The sequence below is a fragment of the Lysinibacillus sp. SGAir0095 genome, from assembly GCF_005491425.1.
Taxonomy (GTDB): domain Bacteria; phylum Bacillota; class Bacilli; order Bacillales_A; family Planococcaceae; genus Ureibacillus.
Genome location: NZ_CP028083.1, coordinates 2,908,296 through 2,923,957, shown reverse-complemented (window position 1 = coordinate 2,923,957; position 15,662 = coordinate 2,908,296). Strand labels below are relative to the sequence as shown.

At 35.5% G+C, this 15,662-nt stretch carries 16 protein-coding genes; 13 read left to right on the top strand and 3 right to left on the bottom strand.

Annotated elements, in window-relative coordinates; genetic code table 11:
• Positions 1–38: 38 nt before the first annotated feature.
• Positions 39–1,295, bottom strand: coding sequence for a BaiN/RdsA family NAD(P)/FAD-dependent oxidoreductase (locus C1N55_RS14395; protein WP_137729486.1), 1,257 nt, complete (start codon positions 1,293–1,295; stop codon positions 39–41).
• A 295-nt stretch (positions 1,296–1,590) separates the two neighbouring features.
• Between C1N55_RS14395 and C1N55_RS14390 the strand changes: the two genes are divergently transcribed.
• A complete protein-coding gene (locus C1N55_RS14390) occupies positions 1,591–3,201 on the top strand; it encodes a putative polysaccharide biosynthesis protein (RefSeq protein WP_137729485.1) in 1,611 nt (536 codons plus the stop codon).
• Between the two features lie 15 nt (positions 3,202–3,216).
• Positions 3,217–3,924, top strand: a complete 708-nt coding sequence (locus C1N55_RS14385) for a pseudouridine synthase (RefSeq protein WP_137729484.1) — start codon at positions 3,217–3,219, stop codon at positions 3,922–3,924.
• 263 nt (positions 3,925–4,187) lie between these two features.
• Here C1N55_RS14385 and C1N55_RS14380 read toward each other — a convergent pair whose 3' ends face one another.
• A complete protein-coding gene (locus tag C1N55_RS14380) occupies positions 4,188–4,409 on the bottom strand; it encodes a DeoR family transcriptional regulator (protein ID WP_036197405.1) in 222 nt (73 codons plus the stop codon).
• A 316-nt stretch (positions 4,410–4,725) separates the two neighbouring features.
• Between C1N55_RS14380 and pepV the strand changes: the two genes are divergently transcribed.
• The 6 genes from pepV (at position 4,726) to C1N55_RS14350 (ending at position 10,935) form a co-directional block, all read left to right on the top strand.
• The gene (pepV, locus tag C1N55_RS14375; protein ID WP_137729483.1) at positions 4,726–6,120 is read left to right on the top strand and encodes a dipeptidase PepV; all 1,395 of its coding nucleotides are present in this window, start codon (positions 4,726–4,728) and stop codon (positions 6,118–6,120) included.
• A gap of 20 nt (positions 6,121–6,140) precedes the next feature.
• A complete protein-coding gene (gene dat, locus C1N55_RS14370) occupies positions 6,141–6,995 on the top strand; it encodes a D-amino-acid transaminase (protein ID WP_137729482.1) in 855 nt (284 codons plus the stop codon).
• Positions 6,996–7,198: 203 nt separating this feature from the next.
• Entirely contained in the window at positions 7,199–8,191 is a 993-nt protein-coding gene (locus tag C1N55_RS14365) for a nuclease-related domain-containing protein (RefSeq protein ID WP_137729481.1), read from the top strand.
• A gap of 8 nt (positions 8,192–8,199) precedes the next feature.
• Complete coding sequence (locus C1N55_RS14360) at positions 8,200–9,135, top strand: diacylglycerol/lipid kinase family protein (RefSeq protein WP_137729480.1); 936 nt, start codon at positions 8,200–8,202, stop codon at positions 9,133–9,135.
• A gap of 98 nt (positions 9,136–9,233) precedes the next feature.
• On the top strand, positions 9,234–9,884 hold the full coding sequence (gene trmB / locus C1N55_RS14355; protein ID WP_137729479.1) for a tRNA (guanosine(46)-N7)-methyltransferase TrmB: 651 nt from the start codon (positions 9,234–9,236) through the stop codon (positions 9,882–9,884).
• A gap of 187 nt (positions 9,885–10,071) precedes the next feature.
• Positions 10,072–10,935 (top strand): YtnP family quorum-quenching lactonase, encoded by an 864-nt coding sequence (locus C1N55_RS14350; protein WP_137729478.1) that lies wholly within the window; start codon positions 10,072–10,074, stop codon positions 10,933–10,935.
• Between the two features lie 64 nt (positions 10,936–10,999).
• Here the strand turns inward: C1N55_RS14350 and C1N55_RS14345 are convergent, their stop codons facing one another.
• Positions 11,000–11,314 (bottom strand): hypothetical protein, encoded by a 315-nt coding sequence (locus tag C1N55_RS14345; protein WP_137729477.1) that lies wholly within the window; start codon positions 11,312–11,314, stop codon positions 11,000–11,002.
• 242 nt (positions 11,315–11,556) lie between these two features.
• Here C1N55_RS14345 and C1N55_RS14340 point away from each other — a divergent pair, with 242 nt between their 5' ends.
• From C1N55_RS14340 to ytpR, 5 genes are all read left to right on the top strand, one after another.
• On the top strand, positions 11,557–12,633 hold the full coding sequence (locus tag C1N55_RS14340; RefSeq protein WP_137729476.1) for a M42 family metallopeptidase: 1,077 nt from the start codon (positions 11,557–11,559) through the stop codon (positions 12,631–12,633).
• Between the two features lie 73 nt (positions 12,634–12,706).
• Positions 12,707–13,228, top strand: a complete 522-nt coding sequence (locus C1N55_RS14335) for a DUF84 family protein (RefSeq protein WP_205758478.1) — start codon at positions 12,707–12,709, stop codon at positions 13,226–13,228.
• Between the two features lie 175 nt (positions 13,229–13,403).
• Positions 13,404–13,931 (top strand): hypothetical protein, encoded by a 528-nt coding sequence (locus tag C1N55_RS14330; protein WP_137729475.1) that lies wholly within the window; start codon positions 13,404–13,406, stop codon positions 13,929–13,931.
• A gap of 158 nt (positions 13,932–14,089) precedes the next feature.
• Entirely contained in the window at positions 14,090–14,905 is an 816-nt protein-coding gene (locus C1N55_RS14325; RefSeq protein WP_137729474.1) for a DUF1444 domain-containing protein, read from the top strand.
• Positions 14,902–15,519, top strand: a complete 618-nt coding sequence (gene ytpR / locus C1N55_RS14320) for a YtpR family tRNA-binding protein (protein WP_137729473.1) — start codon at positions 14,902–14,904, stop codon at positions 15,517–15,519. Before C1N55_RS14325 ends, ytpR begins: the two co-directional genes overlap by 4 nt.
• The last annotated feature ends 143 nt before the right edge of the window (positions 15,520–15,662 follow it).

The window sequence follows — 15,662 nt, the reverse complement described above, 5'->3', positions numbered from 1 at the left end:
TAGATCGAGGTATCCGTCACCTCATGTATACTAGCTTATTATTCCAATAATCCAGCACTCATGCCTGCAATACGTCCGGTTACAAGGGCGCTAGTGATATTGTAGCCACCCGTGTATCCATGAATGTCTAAGATTTCGCCACAAAAGAATAAGCCTGTTTTCATTTTTGAAGCCATAGTTTTAGGTTCAATTTCCTTAACAGACACCCCACCGCCTGTGACGAAGGCTTTTTCAAGTGATAATGTTCCGTGGATATCCATGGTGAAGCTCACGAGCTCGCGCGCTAATTGGCGAATTTTTTCTTGAGAAGCTTCAGCTGCAGTAATCGAAGGATCAATGCCGGCACGCTCCATTAAGAATAGTAGCCATCTTTCGGAAGCAACTGATTTCCATACATTTTTTACTGCCTTTTTCGGATCTTCTTTTAACATTTTGTTTAAATATTGCAAGCATGTTTCTTCGTTGAATTCAGTTAATGTTTGAATGCGAAGCTGGACAGGAGCACCGCCATTTTTTTTGCGTTCCTTTACAATAAATTGACTACATCTTAAAACAGCAGGACCACTTACACCAAAATGGGTAAAAAGCATGTCCATTTGATGTGTGATAATCGCTTTTCCTTTTTTATTGAGAACGGACACGGCAACATCACGTAATGCTAGGCCTTGAAGTTCTCGAGATTGAATGAACGTCTCTTTTGAAGTAACAGGCACTTCTGTCGGATACAGCTCGGTAACAGTATGACCAGCACGTTCTGCCCATGGATAGCCATCACCTGTTGAACCGGTTTGTGGTACAGCTTTTCCTCCAACAGCAACAACGACTGCTTTGGCTAAAAGCTCTGTTCCATCTGTTAAGCGTACGCCTAGTATCTTTTCGTCATCCATTAATAACTTTGCTACAGCTGTTTGAAGTCGAATATCAACATGAAGACGATTTAATTCTTTTACTAATGCTTCTACAACGTCAGTAGCACGGTTAGAAACAGGGAACATGCGACCGTGATCTTCTTCTTTTAAAGATACGCCTAGACCCTCGAAAAATTCGATTATATTTTCATTGTTATAAACGGTAAAGGGGCTATATAAGAAACGACCATTTCCAGGGATATGCTTTATGATTTCATCGACTGATAATCGATTTGTGACATTACATCTCCCCCCACCAGAAATGGCTAACTTTTTTCCAAGCTTATTTCCTTTTTCGATTAATACAACTTTTTTCTTTTGTTCAGCAGCTGCGATTGCTGCCATTAATCCGGATGGACCTCCACCAATTACAATAACATCGATCATTTTTATATCTCACTTTCTGGAAGTTTCACTTAAATTTCATAATGGTAATTATCACTACTCTTCACATTATACATAATTATGAAGAAACTATTTGAGTTAATCGACTTTCACATGTAAACTAACATGTAGATTCGTTTTCGAAACAATAATTGTTTGAAATCGTCGACTATTTCAGTCGGCTTTTATTTTTCTAATGATCGCTCATTAAAGTTATAGTTTAGTTAGTACAGTAATTCTAAAAAGACTATATATTAATACATATATTTTACAATTTCATAAGGATTGGGATGTTTTTATGTCATCATTAATGAAAGGAACGGCGATATTAACAGTTGGATTGTTTTTATCAAAAGTTCTTGGGTTGGTTTATGTTTTCCCTTTTTATTCAATTGTAGGGAAAGATAATGTTGGATTATACCAATATGCATATATTCCGTACAACATTATGCTATCCGTTGCGATTTCAGGGTTACCTCTTGGTGTTTCAAAATTTGTTTCTAAATATAATTCTATAAATGACTATGAGGCTGGAAGGAAACTTTTTAAATCTGGAATCCTTGTAATGATTATTACAGGTATCATTTCATTTATTATATTAAATTTACTGGCTACGCCTATAGCGAGTGTTGTTATCAAAGATGAAGAGCAAATTTATACAGTCGATCAAATTGCTTCAGCAATCCGATGGGTAAGTTATGCATTATTGGCCGTTCCGATTATGAGTTTAATTAGAGGATTCTTCCAAGGATACAGTCACTATATGCCGACTTCCGTTTCACAATTAATAGAGCAAATCGTGCGTATCGTTGTTTTGCTTGGTGGTTCCTTTGTGGTGGTTATACTATTGCATGGTAAACCAGAAACTGCGGTTAAATTTGCAGTATTTGCAGCTTTCGTAGGTGCTATTGGTGGATTAGTGGTTTTATACTTCTATTGGAAAAAATTAAGCCCAGAATTTAATCTACTGCGTGAAAATAGTGTATCTTCTGGGGAACTATCGTATAAAGCTATTTATAAAGAAATAATTAAGTACTCTATTCCGTTTGTTTTTGTTGGAATGGCAAGCTCGTTATTCCAGTTGGTAGATATGTTAACTTTTAATAGTGCCATGGTTTCAATTGGATTAGCTAATGTAACGGATGATTATTTAACAATGTTGAATTTTACGACACAAAAAATTGTCATTATTCCTGTAATGCTTGCAACAGGATTTTCTATGGCTCTAATACCAACAATCACGAAGCATTACACATTAGGAGCCTTTGACACACTTCGAGGCGAGTTAGATAAGACCTATCAAATACTGTTATTTATAACTATCCCAGCAAGTATCGGGATTACTTTATTAGCGCCGGGTATCTACCACGTTTTATATGAACAAAGTGAAATGGGCGCAGAAGTACTGGCACATTATGCACCATTAGCCATTCTTTTTGCACTATTCTCGGTTACAGCAGCGATTCTTCAAGGAATCGATTATCAAAAATGGATTATTTTCAGTTTATTAACTGGGATATTAGTGAAACTAATGTTGAATACGCCTCTTATTAAATTAATGGAAGTCGATGGAGCACTTCTGGCTACCGCGATCGGTTATGGAGTGACAATTGCCATCAATATAGGGGTTATTCATAAAGTATTGCACTATAATTCGAAATTAGTAATTAGACGAATTATCTTAATCTGTATTCTAACTTTACTGATGTCAGTTTCAGTTTTAATTATAAATAAATTACTATATTCATTCGCAGTACCTACAAACAAATTACTTGAAGCACTTTATTTGCTTGTTTCAGTAGGTGTAGGAGCTATCGTTTATGGTTATCTTGCATTCCGATTAAAGCTTGCACAAAAACTTTTGGGTGGACGTATTACAAAAATAGCAAACAAACTAGGATTTAAGTAGGAGGAGTCTAGTCGAGTGCGGTTAGATAAATTATTAGCAAATATGGGTTATGGGACCCGTAAAGAAGTTAAACAATTGTTAAAGCAAAAGGGTGTAACTGTGGATGGAGAGATTGTAAAAGATTCTTCCTTGCACGTGAATCCAGATATACAAGAAGTGAGTGTTTTTGGTGAAAGAGTAGAGTATACGGAATTTATCTACCTTATGATGAATAAACCACCTGGAGTTATATCTGCAACAGAAGATCACATAGACAAAACGGTTATTGACCTATTAGATCCGTTAGCACAGCATTTTAAGCCTTTTCCAGTAGGTAGGTTAGATAAAGATACAGAAGGCTTGTTGTTGATAACTAATGATGGTCAATTAGCACATAATCTTTTATCGCCGAAAAAACATGTGCCAAAAACCTATTATGCAAAAATAGAGGGGGAAGTTACTGAATCAGATATTGAAGCATTTAAACAAGGTGTGGAATTAGATGATGGGTATGTAACAAAGCCGGGAGAACTTGTTATTTTAAGCTCTGGTCCAAGGTCGGAAATTGAGCTGACAATTCAGGAAGGGAAGTTCCATCAAGTAAAAAGGATGTTTGAATCGGTTGGGAAGAAAGTAACTTACTTGAAACGGTTATCAATGGGAAGCTTAAAGCTTGATGAGTCACTTAATCTTGGAGACTACCGGGAGTTAACTGATGAAGAGCTGAAAAGTTTAGTAAAATAAGCAAATATTGAATTCAAAAAAGAATGACCCCGACGAAAGGTCATTCTTTTTTTGCGGATAGGAGTTTAAAAGATTTTAAGGATATCCGCATAAGTTAAGGCATCAACTCGGCTTAATTTGGTCGAGTTGTGTTTTTCAAATATATTATGTTACTAATCGTGAGTCAGCAACAGTTCGCATAAGCTAGAGGTGGAAATTACTAAAGAAGTGTTGTACAGCAAACCTTCCTCATGATTGAATCAGCGGAATTTGTTGCATTCTATCTAAGATGATAATTTAACTTTTTTCTTCGTCGTTGTCCATTTGCCTCGACTTGGGCTCGTTACCAAGTCATTAAAGGCTAACACATTCAAATCTCTTTGAATGGTGCGAGGAGTGATATTGAACTCTTCGACTAAATCCTGTGTAGATACTGTTCCTCTATCAAGGATAAACATGTACACGTCTTTAATACGATTAAGCATTCTGTCAGTAGTTGGTTTCATAAAAATGAACCACTCCTTCGATCTTAATTCTCATGGCAAAGACTAGCGGACGACATCAGTGCAGAGGCACCAGGCTAATTAAATTTCTGCCTTAGACATCCCCTTTATATATTTTATTTGTCAAGTGTTTTTCTGTGACAAAGACATTATAACAGCAATCTATTAATTTTTCCATAATTCTCAGTTAATTAATACAATTTTTACAATATGTCTATACTTCGATAATACGAAAAAGAAAGCTTTAATATGACAATTGTGCTTGTACTTTCTTTTAGAAAGAGTAAAATGGTCGGTATTAAGTAAAGAGGTGGTAAAAATGGATTGGATAAAATTAGCGGAATCTAGAAGAGAAGAGCTAGTTTCAGAATTACAACAGTTGATCCAAATTGAAAGTGTGCTTGATCAAGAAGCTTCAAATGATCAAGCTCCATTTGGTGAAGGTCCGTTAAAAGCATTACAATTCCTGCTTTCTTTAGGAGAAAAGCAAGGATTTACTGCAAAAAATTTTGATAATTATGCGGGACATCTTGAAATGGGTTCAGGAGAAGAATTACTAGGTATTTTATGTCATGTTGATGTTGTACCGGTTGGTGACTCTTGGACTTATCCTCCTTTTAAAGGAGAAGTGGTTGATGGGAAATTGTATGGTCGTGGAGCGATTGATGATAAAGGTCCAACGATGGCAGCCTACCTTGCAATGAAGATGATAAAGGATAGCGGCATTGAATTAGATAAACGTGTTCGTATGATTATAGGAACGGATGAAGAGAGTGGATTCAGATGTGTTGATCATTATTTCTCGAAAGAAGAAATGCCAACAATCGGTTTTGCTCCAGATGCAGATTTCCCTCTTATCAATGCAGAGAAGGGTATTTCTATCTTAGATTTTTCTCAAAAGGAAAAAGTGGAAGATGATGAACAGATAATTGCTTTCAAAGCGGGACAACGATCTAATATGGTCCCTGATGCAGCAAACGCAATCATACAAAATGTATCTCCATTAATTGAAGAGAACTTTAATATTTTTTTAGAAAAAAATAGCACAGATGGTACATTAACGAAAGAAGACGGTCGATATATAATAACTATGAAAGGGAAAGCTGCCCATGCAATGGAACCTGAAAAGGGAAGAAATGCAGCTGTATTGTTATCAAAATTCCTTCAAACTGAAGTGACGACGAAAGCGAGTCTTGAATTTGTTTCATTTATGGTCAATACATTTGATGAGGATCATTATGGAAATAATATTAAGCTGGATTACTACGATGATATGTCTGGACATACAACATTAAATCCAGGTGTTGTATTATTCCATCAAAAACGTGGTGGCCATGTTCAAGTGAGTATGCGATATTCAGTTAGTTACCCATTTGAAGAGAAAATAACAGAAGCTACTGGGCATGTAGCTGCTTTAGGTTTTGCACTTGATGTTGCGTCTAATTCATCACCACATTATGTTCCTGAAGAAGATGAATTTGTCCAAACTTTATTAGAGGTGTACAGAAAATATACTGGGGATAACTCTAAACCGTTATCTACTGGTGGAGGAACTTATGCAAGGACGATGAAAAAAGGTGTGGCATTCGGTATGCTGTTCCCAGGAGAACCAGATGTTGCTCACCAGGCGGATGAATTTGTAGTTGTTGAGAATTTGGTGAAAGCAGCAGCCATCTATGCAGAAGCTATTACCCGATTAGCAGGGAAAAAATAAAGATAAAAGGATTGATTTGTATGAGCTACACTTTATGGAATGACAAGATTGTGGATGATCAACAAGTTTCAATTAACAAAGAAGATAGAGGCTATCAATTTGGTGATGGCGTTTATGAAGTTATTAAAGTATATGATGGTGAAATGTTTACTGCTACAGAGCATATCGACCGGTTCTATGTCAGTGCAGAAAAAATTAAATTGACGATACCTTATACAAAACATAAGCTACATCAATTATTGCATGAATTAGTTGAAGCAAATGAATTAAAAACTGGGAATCTATATTTTCAAATAACACGTGGTACATCTCCTCGTAATCACCTATTCCCAGGTAGCGATGCGGTTCCAGTATTAACTGGAAATGTAAAAGAAGCACCACGCTCTATCGAAAATGGGAAAAATGGAGTAAAAGCAACATTTGCAGAAGATATCCGTTGGTTGCGCTGTGATATTAAATCTCTTAATTTACTAGGAGCGGTATTAGCGAAGCAAGAAGCACATGAAAAAGGCAGTTATGAAGCAATCTTACATCGTGGAGATACAATTACAGAAGGTTCTTCAACAAATGTATTCGGTATTAAAGATGGTGTATTATATACACATCCTGCCGACAATTATATACTGAGCGGAATTACACGCGGTGTTGTTTTAACATGTGCAAATGAAATTGGACTTCCTGTAGAAGAGGAATCATTTACAAAGAAGGAAGCTCTGCAAATGGATGAAATATTCGTTTCTTCAACAACTTCAGAAATTACTCCTGTTATTGAAGTTGATGGATGTGCCATTAATGGTGGAGTAATCGGTGAGTGGACGCGCAAGCTTCAAAAACAATTTGAAACGAAACTCCCTGTTGCTAGTACTACAATTTAATTGGACATAAATAGTCTTATAATTAGTGGGTAGGATAACATCTATCCACTATTTTTTTTATACATCGTCATGTAAAATTGTTATGATGCAGCAACAAAATTTGAGTAATTAGTACAACGGTTAAATTATGTTTTAAAAATGAGTCCGCAATCGACACGTAGGTGACGTAGCAAGAGCATGATTGACAAAAAGGAGTGTTTTGTTTGGCTCAATTAGTAAAACTTCAAGATTATATTTCGAGATATCAAATAGATTTATCGAGATATCCAACCCAGTTTGTCCGTTTAAAGAAAATACAATGGGATCGAGTTAAACAGCAATGGGTATCTGGAGAAGAACTTCCACCGTGGGAACAAATGCAAGAACAAGAAGATGTAAAGGAAAGTAAAAAAACAATTTCCTTTTTTGATAAATTTAAAATAAAAAAAAATGCAAAACAAATGGATGAATTAGAAGAGGTAGAGATAACAAATGAACTTATAAATCATGAAGATGAGATACCTGAAGAAGAGTCAACGCTGTTTTTCGAGCCCAATATTATATATAAACCAAATACGATAGAAGAACTTAAGAAAGTATTTTTAGATCAGTTTTTCCATTTTCAAATAAAATGGGCAAGCTCAACTATTCGGGAGAAGTCTTATGTTGATCCAAAATTTTTGCGTGATTCATTACTTCGCAGCATATTACAAAGCTTCCCTGATAGTTTTTTAGTATTCTATTATCCAATCATAAAAGTTAAAAAGGCACCAGTTGAGCTTGATATCGTCCTGCTAACACCAACAGAATGTATATGTATCACAGTAGTGGAGCAAGAAAATCAAGCTGTCTTTGTTGGAGAAGGAGATCGTTTTTGGACGAAGAAGTTCGGTAAAACAAGTCAAAAAATACTAAATCCTTTAATTCAGTTAAATCGTATGGAATCGCTTATTTCCAAAATATTTACTGAAAATGATGTAGAGATACCAATCCGTAAAGTACTTTTATCTCGAAATGGCTATTTTGATTATCCAGGGACAGTATTTAATGTGCAATTTATTGATAAAAGGGAGTTCTCAAACTGGATGAAGCAGCTAAGACATTATTCCTCCCCAATGAAACATATGCAAATTCGTGCAGCAAAAGTATTATTACAGATGGTACAAACAACGTCTTTTAATCGGGATATATGGAACGTTGAAAAGGAACAGGAGTAACGAAAAAGGTGAAATTGCACTTTATCATTAATGAGCGAGCGGGAAATGGAAAAGGTAAGCGCGTCTGGAAAAATCTCGAAAATGAATTAAAGAGTCCATATGCTCACCACCTAACAAAATACAAAGGACATGGTAGTGAAATTGCAGAACAAATTGCACAAAAAGCGGGTAGTTCAGAAGAAACATACTCAATTATTGCAATTGGCGGAGATGGAACGATTCACGAGGTAGTGAATGGTGTGCAAGATTATCCCAATGTATCTATTGGAGCTGTTGGTGCAGGTTCAGGCAATGATTTTTCGAGGAGCTTTACCTCTTTTCAAACTGCACAAGAGATCGATCATTACTTCAACGAAGAGAACCATGAATTTAAAGCATATGATTGTGGGAATGTTACATGGAACAAGGAAGATATCCGATTTGTTAATAATTCTGGAATTGGTTTTGATGCCTTTGTTGCTGCTTCAGTAAATCATTCTAAGTTAAAAAAAAGATTGAACAAAATAGGATTTGGAAAACTAAGCTATATGTTTTATGTTTTAAGAGGTTTAGTTACCTTTAAATTGTTTGAGATACGAGTAGAACAGGATGGACTACAAAGAACGTATGAAAATGTCTGGTTTGTAACGGTTTCAAACCAACCTTATTTTGGTGGAGGAATGAAGATTTCGCCTAAGTCCGTTCCTAATGATGGACTGCTCGAATTATCGATTGTTTACAATCTTTCTAGGTTAAAACTATTACTGATGTTTATCACGGTCTTTTTCGGAACTCATACTAAGTTAAAAGAGTTTGTTCAAGTACAAGGAGAACAATTCGCAATATACATAAATGACGAGTTGCCCTGCCATGCGGATGGGGAAGTATTAGGTATAACGAAAAAGGACTCAAAGCTAGTCTTTAATGTAAAGAAAAAATGCTGGAATATGATAAACAAAAAATAGCATACCGATGTAAATATAATAAAAATAAGCTATAATGACAAAAAGATTTGAAAATAAAAAGGTATTTGTCAAGAACAACTAGAAATGAGGATTAAGCATTGAGATTAAGAAATAAACCATGGGCAGAAGAATATATTGCGAGTCATCCGGAAGTAATTATTCCAAATCCAGAAGAATACAAAGGGAATTGGCAGCGTATTTTTGGAAATGATCAGCCGATCCATATAGAAGTGGGGACAGGGAAAGGGCAATTTGTTACAGGAATGGCACTAGCGAATCCAAATATTAACTATATAGGGATTGAATTATATACAAGTGTTATCGTTGTTGCTCTAGAAAAAGTGATAGAAGCCAATACGCCGCCAAATTTAAGATTATTGAAAGTAAATGGGGCAGATTTAGACAAGTACTTTACAAAAGGAGATGTGAGTCGAGTTTACTTAAATTTCTCAGATCCTTGGCCAAAGACACGTCATGCGAAGCGCCGTTTAACACATGGAGGCTTCTTGAAACTATATGAGTCGATTCTTATTGATAATGGGGAGATTCACTTTAAAACCGATAACCGCGGATTGTTTGAATACTCATTAGTCAGTATGTCTGAATATGGACTGTTATTAAAATACGTTTCGCTCGACTTACATGCAAATATGCCAGAAGACAATATTATGACAGAGTACGAAGAAAAATTCTCAGCCAAGGGCCAACCGATTTATAGATTAGAATCACAATTTTTATCAGCTAAGTAAATATACAATAGAGTGTGTTTTACTATGGAAGTAACTTTGCGACGAAAGCTTGCGACAGTCGCACATTTACTGTTATTTACAACGGTAAAAACAATTAGCTTGGATTCGTGATGGATATTACAATATTCATCACTGTCTACAATCTGGAGTCTGAATATTCGAACGAAAATTTAAGGGGGAGAAATGGATGGATCAGCTTCAATTTCACAATATGACATTAACATGGCTCGATGGGGGCGTCACTTCATTAGATGGCGGAGCAATGTTCGGGGTAGTGCCGAAACCACTATGGTCACGTAAATATCCCGTAAATGAGAAAAATCAAATCGAATTGGCATGTGAGCCAATTTTAATTCAATACGAAGGGAAAAACTATTTAATTGATAGTGGTGTAGGCTTTAATAAGTTGACTGAAAAACAGTTGCGGAATTTTGGCGTAACAGAAGAGTCAACAATTCTTGAGAGTTTACAAGAATTAGAACTTACTGCTTCGGATATTGATGCGATTCTCATGACACATTTACATTTTGACCATGCAGGTGGTCTTACACGCTGGGAAGGGGAAGAATTAGTCCCTACGTTCCCTAATGCAAAAATCTATACTACTCAAATCGAATGGGATGAAATGCGAAATCCTAATATTCGTTCTAAAAATACTTATTGGAAGGAAAATTGGGAGCCAGTACAGCACCTTGTAGAGACGTTTGAGGGGCAGATTATGCTAGCACCTGGAATTGAGATGATTCACACTGGCGGGCATAGCGATGGACATGCAATCGTTAAATTGACTCAACAAGGTGAAACGATGCTGCATATGGCGGATATTATGCCGACACATGCACATCAAAATCCATTATGGGTATTAGCCTATGATGATTATCCGATGACAAGTGTATTTGCTAAAGAAAAAATCTTAAAAGAAGCTTTGGCAAATGAATATAAATTTATATTCTACCATGATGCATACTTCCGAATGCTTCAATGGGGTCAAGATGGCAAAGAGATTATGGATTCATTGAAGCGCGGAAAAGAAGCAAAAATACAATTTTAAATTAATGCATAAAAATAAGCTGTTCGATTAGCAATAAATCGAACAGCTATTTGTTTTTATCTTTTTATGATTTCACTAAATCGACTACTACACCAGATCTTGCATCTGCTGCAAATTCGAATGTTTCCAACTCACCGTTATTCATACGAGTAATACCACCACGGTAAACGGGAATAGTCATCACGCCATTGTTAAAATCCTCAGTTTTCATATAAATCCAAGAACCATCAATTGGGCTAATCTTTTTAAATTCATCTTTTACATTGTCTAAAATATGATTGGCAGGTACAAAAGGTGAAATTCTTTCAGAAGCTTCTTTAATGATAATCGCTGCAGCTAATCCAGTCGCTACGCCTATTAAAAAATCTCTTAATTTCATTTGTCATCCTCCTTTGAACTATTTTTCATTTTAACATTATTTAGGATAGAAGTCTTGTCCTACAATGAGGAAAAAAGCGAATCTTCATAAAATAATTAAATGGATAGATGCTGATTATTAGAACATGCTTTAAAAAGAAATGATGCGAAACTATTATGAAAATTTTCCCTCAATTTCAATTCGAAAAGCGAAATATTTATGTTAAGATAAAAAGGTATCTAAACAAATAGGGAGTGTTCTGTATGAATACTGAGACATTACAATTATTTAAAACTTTAACTGAATTACCTGGAGCTCCTGGTAATGAACATGCTGTGCGTAAATTTATGCGTGACGAGTTAGAAAAATACTCTGATGAAATTATTCAAGATAATCTTGGTGGGATTTTCGGAGTAAGAAAAGCAGCAGATGAAAATGCGCCTAGAATTTTAGTTGCTGGCCATATGGATGAAGTATCGTTTATGGTAAAAAACATTACTGAAAATGGAATGCTCCAATTTCAAACGCTAGGTGGTTGGTCAAACCAAGTCTTACAAGCACAAAGAGTTACTGTCTATGCAAAAGAAAACGAAATCCCTGGGGTAATTGCTTCAATCCCTCCGCATTTATTAAGAGGATCGGATAACAAAGGTGCAATGGAAATAAAAGATATGCTAATTGATGTTGGTGCTGATAGTAAACAGGCTGCCTTGGATATGGGAATTCGCCCTGGTCAATCCATCATTCCAATTTGTCCTTTTACACCGATGGCAGATCCCAAAAAGATTATGGCAAAAGCCTGGGATAATCGTTATGGATGCGGGTTGGCCATTGAATTATTAAAAGAGCTAAAGAATGAAAAGGTCATCAATCATCTTTATTCAGGAGCAAATGTAATGGAAGAGGTTGGCCTGCGCGGTGCTCAAGTGTCAGCTAATATGATTAAACCGGATATTTTCTTTGCTTTAGATGCTTCTGCTGCAAATGATACAACTGGTGATAAAACACAATTTGGCCAGCTTGGACAAGGAACTCTTCTTCGCATTTATGATCCGACAATGGTAACACACAGAGGACTGCGAGAATTCATTTTAGATACGGCTGAAACAAATAATATACCGTATCAGTACTTTGTTTCTCAAGGTGGAACAGATGCCGGTAAAGTGCATATTGCAAATGAAGGGATTCCAAGTACAGTAATTGGGATCTGTTCCCGTTATATCCATACTTCAGCTTCCATTATTCATGTTGATGATTATGCAGCAGCAAAAGAATTACTTGTTAAGCTTGTAAGAACGCTTGATAGAAGCACTGTGAATTCAATCATTAATAATGGCTAAAATTGCTAATAAGGAAGATGCCGATTTTGGCATCTTTTTTACTGGCAGTGCGTCTAAAAAGGAGATGAAGAAATTGTTAGTAGCAATCGGAACGAAAAATAGAGCAAAAACAGCAGCAATTCAAAATATCATAAACAGTTATTTTGATGATGTTCAATATATCCAAGTGGATGTACTGTCCAACGTATCAGAACAACCTTTTTCCAATGAAGAAACAAGACAAGGGGCTATTAATCGTGCGATAAATACGCTAGAAGTTACTAAGGCAGACCTGAATTTTGGTCTTGAGGGCGGAGTTCATGATATTGGTGATGAGATGTATTGTACAAATTGGGGAGCAGTTGCTTTAAAGGATGGCACTGTTATTTCAGCAGCAGGTGCACAGTTTTTATTGCCAAAAGAAGTTGCCGATGAGCTACGTGCAGGTAAAGAGTTGGGACCAGTTATGGACGATTATACAAAACAACAAGATACAAGATCTCATTCAGGCGCTGTAGGGATATTTACAGCAGGTCTAATAGATCGAACGGAAATGTTTGAACATATCGTAAAACTTCTCATAGGGCAATACTTGTTCTTGAATAAGAGGATATAAAACTTACTTCCACTTGGATTAGTCTGACTTTGTGCTTTTGCTAAATGACTTGGCTTTTCATCTTAGTCTTTAATAGCTAGTATTTTCTATGAAAATATTACTAATTACAATAGAGTTGCATCGTTACCTATTTATCATTTAAAATAAATAGTTGAATAGAAAGTGAGGCGTACATATGAAACGTAAATGGTTTCTGGCTGCTGTTAGTATTGTTCTATTATTGACATTGGCAGGCTGTGGAAAAACCGTTGAAGAGCAAATTGATACAGGTGTAGCAAGTGCTCAAACAGTTTTTGAAGAAAACCCTCAACAAACAAATAAAACAATTGGTAAGATAGAATTATATGTTCCTGCAGGTTTTACTGTTGAAGAAAGTGAAGACCTAAACAATTTAATTCTTACAAAGGGTAATGAAAGCTACATTCTTTTTGTAAATTATTATGAAAAAGAAGATAGCAACCTACATTATGAATTGCTAAAAAATGATTCATCAAAAAAAATCATCAAAGAAGAGACCGTAGAATTTGATGGAGCATTCGGCTTCAGTGCGGTACTTGAGTATGATAAGGAACAATTTGAACTGATTGTTAGTAGTGGTGGGGTAAAAATGTCTACTCTTTCTGAAGATAAGAATATCGACCAGAAGCTTGTGGATATGATGACGGTTGTTCGTTCTGTAAAAAGTGTAGAAGAAAAAGAATAAGTAACGAACAAACTAATCGACTAGAATTAAAGTATTTTGTTACAATAGGATAAGATAATTTTTACGGTTCACTTTGCGTGAGCCGTTTATTTTTGTTAAATATAATAATGATCGAACTTAATTACATACTTCTTTGTAATTAGAAAGGATGTGAGCAGATGAAATCAAAAGAACTTGTCGAGAAATTGAAAGACCGTTTAGGCATGGATAAATTTGATTTTAAATTCGATAAAGAAAAAGATACTTTACGTCTTAATCATAAATCATTAAACCGGGGGATGGACATTTCACTTCCGGAAATCATAGCCAAATTCCAAACATTGAAAGAAAAAGCCATTGATGAAGTGGTTTATACAATTGATCAAACATTTTCTGCTATGGAAAAAGAACAAAATGAAGGGTTTCATAATTTATCTTCAGTTTATCCTGTTATTCGTTCAACTTCGTTTCCATTACAATCAAATGAAGGGTATCCATTCTTAACAACTGATCATACAGCAGAAACACGTATTTATTATGCATTAGATTTAGGAACAACTTATCGATTAATTGATGAGTCGATGCTTGAAAAATTACAAGTAAGCGCGAATCAAGTTCGAGAGGCAGCTCGTTTTTCTGTAAGAAAGCTACCTACCAATACAAAAAAAGACGAGGTTGCAGGTAATGTCTTTTATTTCTTAAATCAAAACGATGGATACGATGCCAGCCGTATTTTAAATGAATCCTTCCTGAAGGAAATGGAAAGCAACATTGAAGGAGATATGACGTTATCGGTTCCTCATCAAGATGTGTTAATTATTGGTGATATACGCAATGAAGTAGGGTATGATGTATTAGCACAAATGACTATGCACTTCTTTTCAATAGGTGCAGTTCCAATTACATCATTATCATTTGTTTATGAAAAAGGCGAATTAGAACCAATTTTTATATTGGCAAAAAACAGAGTGGAAAAGGAGCAAGAAGAAAAATGATCGTAGCTTATAACAAACCTTTTGTAGGGGACGTACTATTAGTCCAATTAGCAACAGAGAAAATTGTAAACACTGAGGTAGAAAAGGTTGGCGATATCGCCATTTTAAAAGAGCAAGCAACTGGTGAAGTTAAAGCTTTCAATATTTTTAATGCAAGTAAATATATCGATTTAGAAGTACAAGGGAATGTAGAAGTAACACCGGAAATTGTAGAAAAAATAGAAGCGGCATTAAAGGCTAACGAAGTAACAATTTCTTTAGATGTAGACTTCTCACCTAAATTTGTAGTCGGTTATGTAGAAGAAAAAGAAAAACACCCGAATGCAGATAAGTTAAGCATTTGTAAAGTAAATGTTGGAGAAGACGTATTGCAAATCGTTTGCGGGGCACCAAATGTTGAGGCAGGTCAAAAGGTTGTTGTAGCAAAAATTGGTGCAGTCATGCCATCAGGATTAGTTATTAAAGATTCTGAATTACGAGGTGTAGCTTCTAGTGGAATGCTTTGTTCAGCAAGAGAATTAGCTATTCCAAATGCACCATCTGCCAAGGGAATTTTAGTATTGGATGGAGATGCAGAAGTAGGTTCTCCTTTCGAAATCCCTTCAAATCTATAATCAGTTCACTGTATGTTTAGAGGATATCTCGCAAAATTGAGATATCCTCTTTTTCTTTTCATAGAAATGTTTTAACATTGTTATCTTATTGAAATGTAATTATGATATGATTTTGCTAGTTAAGGTAGATTTATATTATTTAC

Coding starts and splice junctions, on each gene's coding strand:
- C1N55_RS14340 (WP_137729476.1), top strand. CDS start 11,557: ATGAATACTGAGACATTACAATTATTTAAAACTTTAACTGAATTACCT.
- C1N55_RS14380 (WP_036197405.1), bottom strand. CDS start 4,409: ATGAAACCAACTACTGACAGAATGCTTAATCGTATTAAAGACGTGTAC.
- dat (WP_137729482.1), top strand. CDS start 6,141: ATGAGCTACACTTTATGGAATGACAAGATTGTGGATGATCAACAAGTT.
- C1N55_RS14330 (WP_137729475.1), top strand. CDS start 13,404: ATGAAACGTAAATGGTTTCTGGCTGCTGTTAGTATTGTTCTATTATTG.
- C1N55_RS14325 (WP_137729474.1), top strand. CDS start 14,090: ATGAAATCAAAAGAACTTGTCGAGAAATTGAAAGACCGTTTAGGCATG.
- C1N55_RS14345 (WP_137729477.1), bottom strand. CDS start 11,314: ATGAAATTAAGAGATTTTTTAATAGGCGTAGCGACTGGATTAGCTGCA.
- pepV (WP_137729483.1), top strand. CDS start 4,726: ATGGATTGGATAAAATTAGCGGAATCTAGAAGAGAAGAGCTAGTTTCA.
- C1N55_RS14395 (WP_137729486.1), bottom strand. CDS start 1,295: ATGATCGATGTTATTGTAATTGGTGGAGGTCCATCCGGATTAATGGCA.
- ytpR (WP_137729473.1), top strand. CDS start 14,902: ATGATCGTAGCTTATAACAAACCTTTTGTAGGGGACGTACTATTAGTC.
- C1N55_RS14350 (WP_137729478.1), top strand. CDS start 10,072: ATGGATCAGCTTCAATTTCACAATATGACATTAACATGGCTCGATGGG.
- C1N55_RS14390 (WP_137729485.1), top strand. CDS start 1,591: ATGTCATCATTAATGAAAGGAACGGCGATATTAACAGTTGGATTGTTT.